5 protein-coding genes are annotated in these 8,179 nt (G+C 66.4%); 4 read left to right on the top strand and 1 reads right to left on the bottom strand.

Going from position 1 to position 8,179, the window contains the following annotated elements; all coding sequences use genetic code 11:
* Positions 1-379: 379 nt before the first annotated feature.
* Positions 380-3,238 (bottom strand): excinuclease ABC subunit UvrA, encoded by a 2,859-nt coding sequence (gene uvrA, locus QSJ18_RS15700; RefSeq protein WP_286327501.1) that lies wholly within the window; start codon positions 3,236-3,238, stop codon positions 380-382.
* A gap of 315 nt (positions 3,239-3,553) precedes the next feature.
* Here uvrA and QSJ18_RS15695 point away from each other — a divergent pair, with 315 nt between their 5' ends.
* The 4 genes from QSJ18_RS15695 (at position 3,554) to QSJ18_RS15680 (ending at position 8,145) form a co-directional block, all read left to right on the top strand.
* Complete coding sequence (locus tag QSJ18_RS15695) at positions 3,554-4,237, top strand: MBL fold metallo-hydrolase (protein ID WP_286327500.1); 684 nt, start codon at positions 3,554-3,556, stop codon at positions 4,235-4,237.
* 160 nt (positions 4,238-4,397) lie between these two features.
* Positions 4,398-5,201, top strand: coding sequence for a DoxX family protein (locus QSJ18_RS15690; RefSeq protein WP_286327499.1), 804 nt, complete (start codon positions 4,398-4,400; stop codon positions 5,199-5,201).
* Between the two features lie 113 nt (positions 5,202-5,314).
* Positions 5,315-5,851, top strand: a complete 537-nt coding sequence (locus QSJ18_RS15685) for a hypothetical protein (RefSeq protein WP_286327498.1) — start codon at positions 5,315-5,317, stop codon at positions 5,849-5,851.
* Positions 5,848-8,145, top strand: coding sequence for a HelD family protein (locus QSJ18_RS15680; protein ID WP_286327496.1), 2,298 nt, complete (start codon positions 5,848-5,850; stop codon positions 8,143-8,145). Before QSJ18_RS15685 ends, QSJ18_RS15680 begins: the two co-directional genes overlap by 4 nt.
* Positions 8,146-8,179 lie beyond the last annotated feature (34 nt).

The raw sequence follows: 8,179 nt of genomic DNA, 5'->3' as shown, positions 1-8,179 counted from the left end.
TCTCGTCGACTATGTCCACAAGACGGACATCTGACGGCTCTTGTGACGTAGTTGTGAGCGATTTGCGGGTGGCGTAGGGTGCAACACCGGTGTCTCGCTTAAGGTTTGGTGTGTCTAACACGTTCCTACGGGCATTGACCAAGCGTGCCTACGGATTTCACACCCCCGAAGCACTCAACGCCATGGCCGACCTCACCCGCGACGGCACATGCCCACAGCTACCATGGTGACAATCCACCCACACAAACGTCAGAAGATCCCGTCTGACTGTTACTTCCGCCATTTCCCTGAGGCGGCCATTAGCCGGTGACCCGGCCCGTCGCTTCACGTTGCCGCAATAAGCACTGCGCGATCATCGTCGGCCCGGCAACCTCGCAAACTACCCGTACAGGATCTCGGCGAGGAACTTTCCGGTGTGGCTCATCGGTTCGGCCGCAACCTCTTCCGGTACGCCTTCGGCGACGACCATGCCGCCGCCACTGCCCCCTTCCGGGCCCATGTCGATGATCCAGTCGGCGGTCTTGATGACGTCGAGGTTGTGCTCGATGACGATCACCGTGTTGCCCTTGTCGACCAGACCGTTGATCACCGCGAGCAGCTTCTTGATGTCCTCGAAATGCAGACCGGTGGTCGGCTCGTCGAGGATGTACACGGTGCGGCCGGTCGAACGCTTCTGCAGTTCGGCGGCCAGCTTCACGCGCTGTGCCTCACCGCCGGAGAGCGTCGGCGCCGGCTGCCCGAGCCGGACGTAACCGAGACCGACATCGACGAGGGTCTTGAGGTAGCGGTGAATCGAGGTCACCGGTTCGAAGAAGTCGGCGGCCTCCTCGATCGGCATGTCGAGTACCTCGGAGATGGTCTTGCCCTTGTAGTGCACTTCCAGGGTTTCCCGGTTGTAGCGCGCCCCGTGGCAGACCTCGCACGGCACGTACACATCCGGCAGGAAGTTCATCTCGATCTTGATGGTGCCCTCACCGGTGCATGCCTCGCAGCGGCCGCCCTTGACGTTGAACGAGAACCGTCCGGGCTGATAGCCACGCACCTTGGCTTCTGTGGTGGCCGCGAACAGGGTGCGGATCTTGTCGAACACGCCGGTGTAGGTCGCCGGGTTGGACCGCGGGGTGCGGCCGATCGGTGACTGGTCGACCTGGACGAGCTTGTCGAGGTGATCGAGCCCCTTGACGCGGGTGTGCCGACCGGGCACCTGACGGGCCCCGTTGAGCTTGTTGGCCAGCACGGTCGCCAGGATGTCGTTGACCAGCGTCGACTTACCCGATCCGGAGACACCGGTGACCGCGGTGAGCACGCCGAGTGGGAAGTCGACGTCGATGCCGCGCAGGTTGTGTTCGCGCGCCCCGACCACCGTGAGCTGCCTCTTCCGCGAGATGGGTCGTCGGATCTCGGGAATCGGCAGGACATCGCGGCCCGACAGGTAGGCACCGGTTAGCGACTTACGGTTCTTGAGCAGATCCTTGTACGAACCGCTGTGCACCACGTGACCGCCGTGTTCGCCGGCGCGCGGCCCGATGTCGACGATCCAGTCGGCCGACCGGATGGTGTCCTCGTCGTGTTCGACGACGATGAGCGTGTTGCCCAGATCGCGCAATCGGGTCAGGGTGTCGATGAGCCTGCGGTTGTCACGCTGGTGTAGTCCGATGGACGGCTCATCGAGAACGTAGAGCACCCCGGCCAGCCCGGACCCGATCTGGGTGGCGAGTCGGATGCGCTGGGCCTCACCGCCGGACAGTGAACCGGCGGCCCGCGACAGCGACAGGTACTCCAGTCCGACGTCGAGTAGGAACCTGATCCGGGCCTGCACCTCTTTGAGGACGCGGCCGGCGATCGCGCGTTGACGTTCGTCGAGTTGCAGGTCGCCGAGGTAGTCGGCGCATTCGGCGACCGACAGGGCACACACCTCGGCGATCGACTTCGGTCCCTGAGTGGGGTGATCGAGAGTGACTGAAAGGATTTCCGGACGCAACCGGGCACCCGAACAGGCCGGGCACGGCACGTCGCGCATATAGCCCTCGTAGCGTTCCTTCATCTGCTCGGATTCGGTCTGGTCCATCCGCCGACTCAGGAACGACATCACACCTTCGAATTCGGTGTAATACGAGCGTGTCCGGCCGTAGCGGTTGCGGAATTTGACGTGCACCTGATGGTCGCTGCCGTTGAGGATCGCTCGACGAGCCTTGATCGGCAGCTTTCGCCACGGGGTGTCGACGTCGAACTCCATCTGGTCGGCCAGACCCGACATCAGTCGGAGGAAGTAGTCGGCGTTGTGCCCGCCCGCCCACGGGGCGACAGCCCCTTCGGACAGCGACAGATCCGGGTCGGGGACGACGAGATCTTCATCGACCTCCTTGCGCACGCCGAGGCCGTCGCAGTCGGGACAGGCGCCGTAGGGCGAGTTGAAGGAGAACGATCGCGGTTCCAGGTCGTCGATGGCGATCGGATGGCCGTTCGGGCAGGCCATCCGCTCGGAGAAGCGGCGCTCCCGGTCGGCGTCGTCCTCGTCGAGGTCGACGAAGTCGAGCACGACGATCCCGTCGGCGAGCCGCAGTGCCGTCTCGATCGAGTCGGTCATGCGCTGTTTGGCGGTGGGCTTCACGACGAGGCGGTCGACGACGACCTCGATGTCGTGCTTCTCCTGCTTCTTGAGCTTGGGCGGGTCGGCGAGCTGATGGATCACGCCGTCGATGCGGGCGCGGGCGAATCCCTGGGTCTGCAATTCACCGAAGAGATCGACGAATTCGCCTTTGCGGGTCCGCACGACCGGCGCGAGGACCTGGAACTTGGTGCCCTGCTCCATATCGAGGATCTGGTCGACGATCTGCTGGGGCGTCTGCTTCGCGATCAGTTCGCCACAGTCCGGGCAGTGTGCCCGGCCGGCGCGGGCATAGAGGAGTCGCAGGTAGTCGTAGACCTCGGTGATGGTGCCGACCGTCGACCGCGGGTTGCGGTTGGTGGACTTCTGGTCGATGGACACCGCCGGCGAGAGGCCCTCGATGAAGTCGACGTCAGGCTTGTCCATCTGGCCGAGGAACTGGCGCGCGTAGGCCGACAGCGACTCGACATAGCGGCGCTGCCCTTCGGCGAAGATGGTGTCGAAGGCGAGCGACGACTTCCCCGACCCGGATAGGCCCGTGAAGACGATGAGGCTGTCCCGGGGCAGGTCCACGTCGATGCCGCGCAGATTGTGTTCCCGTGCTCCACGCACGATCAAACGGTCAACCACTACAGTCCTTCATTCACGTCGGTCAGGCCATCGGCTGGGTACACCGGTCGTCACGTCACCGCTGCGTCTCGGTCGCCGCATACGGATCCCGACGATCACCGTAGCCGCGGGCACCGACAGAATCGGCGGCTGGACCAGGACGGCGACCGCCCGCAGGCGACCGGCGGGTGTCCTCGAATCCAAGATACCCGCGTCACGCACCCGGAAACTGTGGCCCTGACCACCCGTTTTCGGTGTTTCGCCTGCCGTCTACCGTCCCTCGACATCCCGATGACCCGCGCGCATGTGGTGCGCTGCGTCACTACTGTGTGAGCCATGGGCCAATCAGCATCACTCCTCACCGACGACTACACCGGCGACCTCTCCGAATCGTCTACCCCGCAGCGCCGCACCCTGGATGCGGCGACCATCGTCAAGCTGTCCGTCGGACCGATGGACAACAACGTCTACGTGGTCACCTCGCGTGCAACCGGCGACCAGCTGGTCATCGACGCCGCCAACGACGCCGAGGAGATCCTCACCGTCCTCGACGCGCTGCCCGGCGCGCCGAAGCTGATCTTCACCACGCACCGTCACTTCGACCACTGGCAGGCACTGGAGAAGGTGTCGGCCGAACTGGGTGTCCCGACCGCCGCCGGCCGCCTCGACGCCGAGGAACTGCCGGTGACCCCCGACCGCCTGGTCGACGACGGGGACGTCATCACCATCGGCGACCTGGACTTCGTGGCGATCCACCTCGTCGGACACACCCCCGGATCGATTGCACTGGCCCTCACCGATGGCGACGTGGTCCATCTGTTCACCGGCGACTCACTGTTCCCCGGCGGCGTCGGCAAGACCTGGCAGCCCGGTGACTTCGAGACCCTCCTCGACGATGTCAGCACCAAGATCTTCGACCGATTCGCCGACTCGACCGTCGTCTATCCCGGACACGGGAAGGACACCACGGTGGGAACCGAACGCCCCGCACTGCCGGAGTGGCGCGAACGCGGCTGGTAGACACCGGTTTCGACGGCCGGCAACCGCCGAGCCGACTCCGACCGATGGCGGAAGCGGGTAGCGTGGATGGTCCGAAAAGCTCGACCCACTGAAATTTCAGACACCAGACGATCAACACGCACACGAAACCCAGCACACAACCACCGAAGGTCGTGATTCGATGATTCTCCGCCGTATCGCCCGCCCGATGCTCGCCAGTGTGTTCGTCGCCTCCGGCATCGACGCTCTGCGCAATCCCGCCCCGAAGGCCGACATCGCACAGGGATTCGTCGACTCGTCGGCGGCGGTCCTGTCCGACGAGGTGCGAGCGAAGGTCCCGACCGACCCTGAGGTACTCGTCCGCATCAACGGCGCGATCCAGGTCGGGAGCGGGGTCCTACTGGCGACCGGCAAGTATCCGCGGGCGGCCGCGGCCGTGCTGGCCGGGTCGCTGGTGCCGACCACGGTGGCCGGTCATCCGTTCTGGGCCGAGCAGGACCCGGCCCGGCGTGTGCAGCAACGCACTCAGTTCCTCAAGAATCTGAGTCTGCTGGGCGGTCTCCTCATCACCGCGGCGGACACCGAGGGCAAGCCGTCGCTGGCATGGCGCGGACGTCGCAAAGCAGTCGAGGTCGGCCATGCGGTCGCCGACGCCTTGCCGAGCAGCGATGCGCCGACGGCGGCACAGCGTTACGGGAGCCAGGTCGGCGATCTCCTGCACCAGGGCGCCGACCGCGTTTCCGAACAGTCCGAGCAGGCCGCGGCGCTGGTGCGCGAACACGGTCCCGAACTCGCCCAGGCCGCGCGAGAACGGTCGGCCGAACTCGCCGACGCGGCGCGGCTGCGCGCTCCCGAACTGGCCGAGGGTGCCCGTCACCTCGCCGAGACGGCTGCGCATCGGGCCGCGGCCGCCGCACATCGAGCCGACGACTCCCGCCGACGTTGGGGTAACGCCGCGCGCCGAGAGATTCGGGCACGGTCATAGCCGGTCCACGTCACCACAGCCCCCACCCGCGGGCAGCCGACTACCCGTGGGTGAGGGCACCCGCCGATTCGCTCCCGCCATTGCCCCCGGCACCCGATCGCTACCACCGTCTGGTGGTTGCGGTCGGATCCAACGCGTCGACACAGGTCATGGCGGTGAAACTCGGCCTCGACCGGATACCGCTGTACCGCGTCGTCATCGCCGGATTCGCCGTCGGCCATTCCGCGCATGTGTCCGCCCGCGGCTACATCCCGGCGACCCCGGTGCCCGCCCCCGGGCACCGCCTGGTGACCGCCGCCGCATGGCTCGACGCGACCGCCCTCGATGCGCTCGACGCCACCGAACCCAACTACGATCGACGAACAGTGACAACGCCAGACCATCTCTTCCAGCACGAGGGCAGTGACTTCTCGATGTATTTCTCGCGTCACGGCGCGCTTGCGGACCCGGACACCTCCACCCCACTCGCCTTCGGCACCCAGCAGACCGTCATCGATTGGCTGTACCACCGGCTGACCGACGATCGTCTCGCCGGGACGGCCACCGATGTCTGTGCGCGCCTTGCCGATCCGGCGGTCGCCCGGTCGATCACCGCACAGATGCGCACCCTCGCCGCCTGTGACACGTTCGGCTCCGAGGTCATCCGATGACGGCGACGACCCCGGAGACCGCCGACACCGATCCGCGTATCGATGAGGAGCAGGAGCACCTGGATCAGGTCTACGGCCGACTCGATCGCATGCGCGCCAACACCCGCCGGCGGCTGTCGGCGACGCTGACCGAATCCGCGGGCACTCCGCAGGCATTGTCCGAACGCGAATCCTACGAGCGGATGTACACCGAGGATCTCGCCAAGTTCGATGCCGCCGAACACAACTTGTACTTCGGGCGTCTCGATCTGGACGACGGTGAGATCCGCCGGATCGGCCGTATCGGCGTCCTCGACGACGACGCAGGCGACACCACGCTGCTCTTGGATTGGCGCGCACCGCTGTCGCGTCCTTTCTATCTCGCGACGCCGGCCGCACCCGAGGACGTCGCCCGGCGGCGGCATATCCGCACCCGCAGCCGCAAGGTGCGCGGTATCTCCGACGAACGGCTGACCGGACCCGATGTCGGCGCCGACGACGTCGGTCACGGCGATGTCGTCAACGAGTCCGCGCTGGTGTCGGCGCTCAATGCCGCACGCACCGGCGAGATGACCGACATCGTCGAGACCATTCAGCGCGAGCAGGATCTGATCATCCGGTCCACCCATCGCGGTGTGACCGTGATCCAGGGCGGACCGGGCACCGGCAAGACCGCGGTCGCACTGCACCGGGCCGCCTACCTCCTGTACACCCACCGCGAGATCCTGTCCCGCAGTGGCATTCTCATCGTCGGACCCAATGACGACTTCCTGAACTACATAGGCCAGGTCCTCCCCTCGCTCGGCGAGTCCGGGGTGCTGCTGTCGACCGTCGGAAACCTGTTCCCCGGGGTCCGGGCGGAAGCCGCCGAGTCGCGTGCGACGGCGTCGGTGAAGGGTGGACTGCGGATGGTCGACGTCCTCAAACGCGCGGTCCGGGCGCGTGAGTCACTGCCATCTCGACCGGTCGAGGTTGACTTCGACGGCTACCAGGTCACGATCGACTCGGCGCTGATCAAGATCGCTCGCGCCAAGGCGCGCAGCACCCGCCGCGCCCACAACCTCGCCCAGCGGACCTTCGTGCGGGCCGCGCTCGACGAATTGGCCGCCCGCCACTCCCGTGCGATCGGCGCGAGCCTGCTCGACGGTTCGCAACTACTCAGTTCCGGTGACATCGCCGACATCCGCGACGACATGGGCCGCGACTCCGAACTGCGGGCCGCCTTGGTCGAGTACTGGCCGATGTTGGCACCGCAGGACATGCTGCGCGACTTCTTGACCGACGAATCCGCCATCCGTCGGGCGACGACCGGCTGGTCCGCGGAGGATCGTGCGGCGCTGCTGCGCCCGGTTGGCCCGTGGTCGTCGGACGGAGCAGACTTCTCCCCCGCCGACGTTCCGCTGCTCGACGAATTGGCCGAGTTGATCGGCTATGGCACCGACGAGGCGGAGCAGGCCGAACGACGCCGCTGGCGACGACAACTGGCCGAGGCCCAGGACGCCCTGGACATCCTGACCGGTTCGGCGCCGCAGGACCTCGAAGACGAGTTGGATCCCGAGATCCTGATGGCCTACGACCTCATCGACGCCGAACAGTTGGCGGCCCGCCAGACCGAGACACGTCGTACCACTACCGCCGAACGCGCCTACGGCGACCGGACCTGGACCTTCGGGCACGTCATCGTCGACGAGGCTCAGGAGCTGTCGGCGATGGCGTGGCGGATGATCATGCGGCGCATACCGAATCGGTGGATGACCATCATCGGCGACACCGCCCAGACCAGCGACGCCGCGGGCACCCGATCCTGGGGTGAGGTCCTGCAGCCGTATGTCGCCAACCGCTGGCAGCTGCGCGAGCTGACGGTCAACTACCGGACCCCCGGGGAGATCATGGAGTACGCGACTCGGGTACTGGCCCGGATCGGCGGACCCGAGACACCGCCGACCTCGTTGCGTCGCAACGCTATCGATCCGGTCGGCATCGTCACCGATGATCTCGCCGCCACCGCCGCCGAAGTGGCCGCACGCACCTATCCAGGTCTCACCGCGTTCATCGTCCCCGAATATCTGCAGGATACGATCACCGCCGCCATCGACGGGGCCGGGCTGCCCGACCCGCCACGGGTCTATACCGTGCGCAGTTGCAAGGGTCTGGAGTTCGACAACACCGTCGTCATCGACCCCGCGGCGATGATCGCCCAGTCCCCACGCGGATACAGCGACCTCTACGTTGCGCTGACCCGTGCGACTCAGCGTCTGGTCGTCATCCACTCCGGCGACCTCCCCGACGAACTGGCAGATCTGCCGACGGAGTAGCGGACCGGTCTGTGCGTGGACCCGACCGGGGTGC

Source organism: Gordonia heveisoli, from assembly GCF_030315745.1.
GTDB lineage: Bacteria > Actinomycetota > Actinomycetes > Mycobacteriales > Mycobacteriaceae > Gordonia.
Note: the sequence above shows the minus strand (reverse complement) of the source record. Positions and strands in the feature narration are given on the sequence as shown.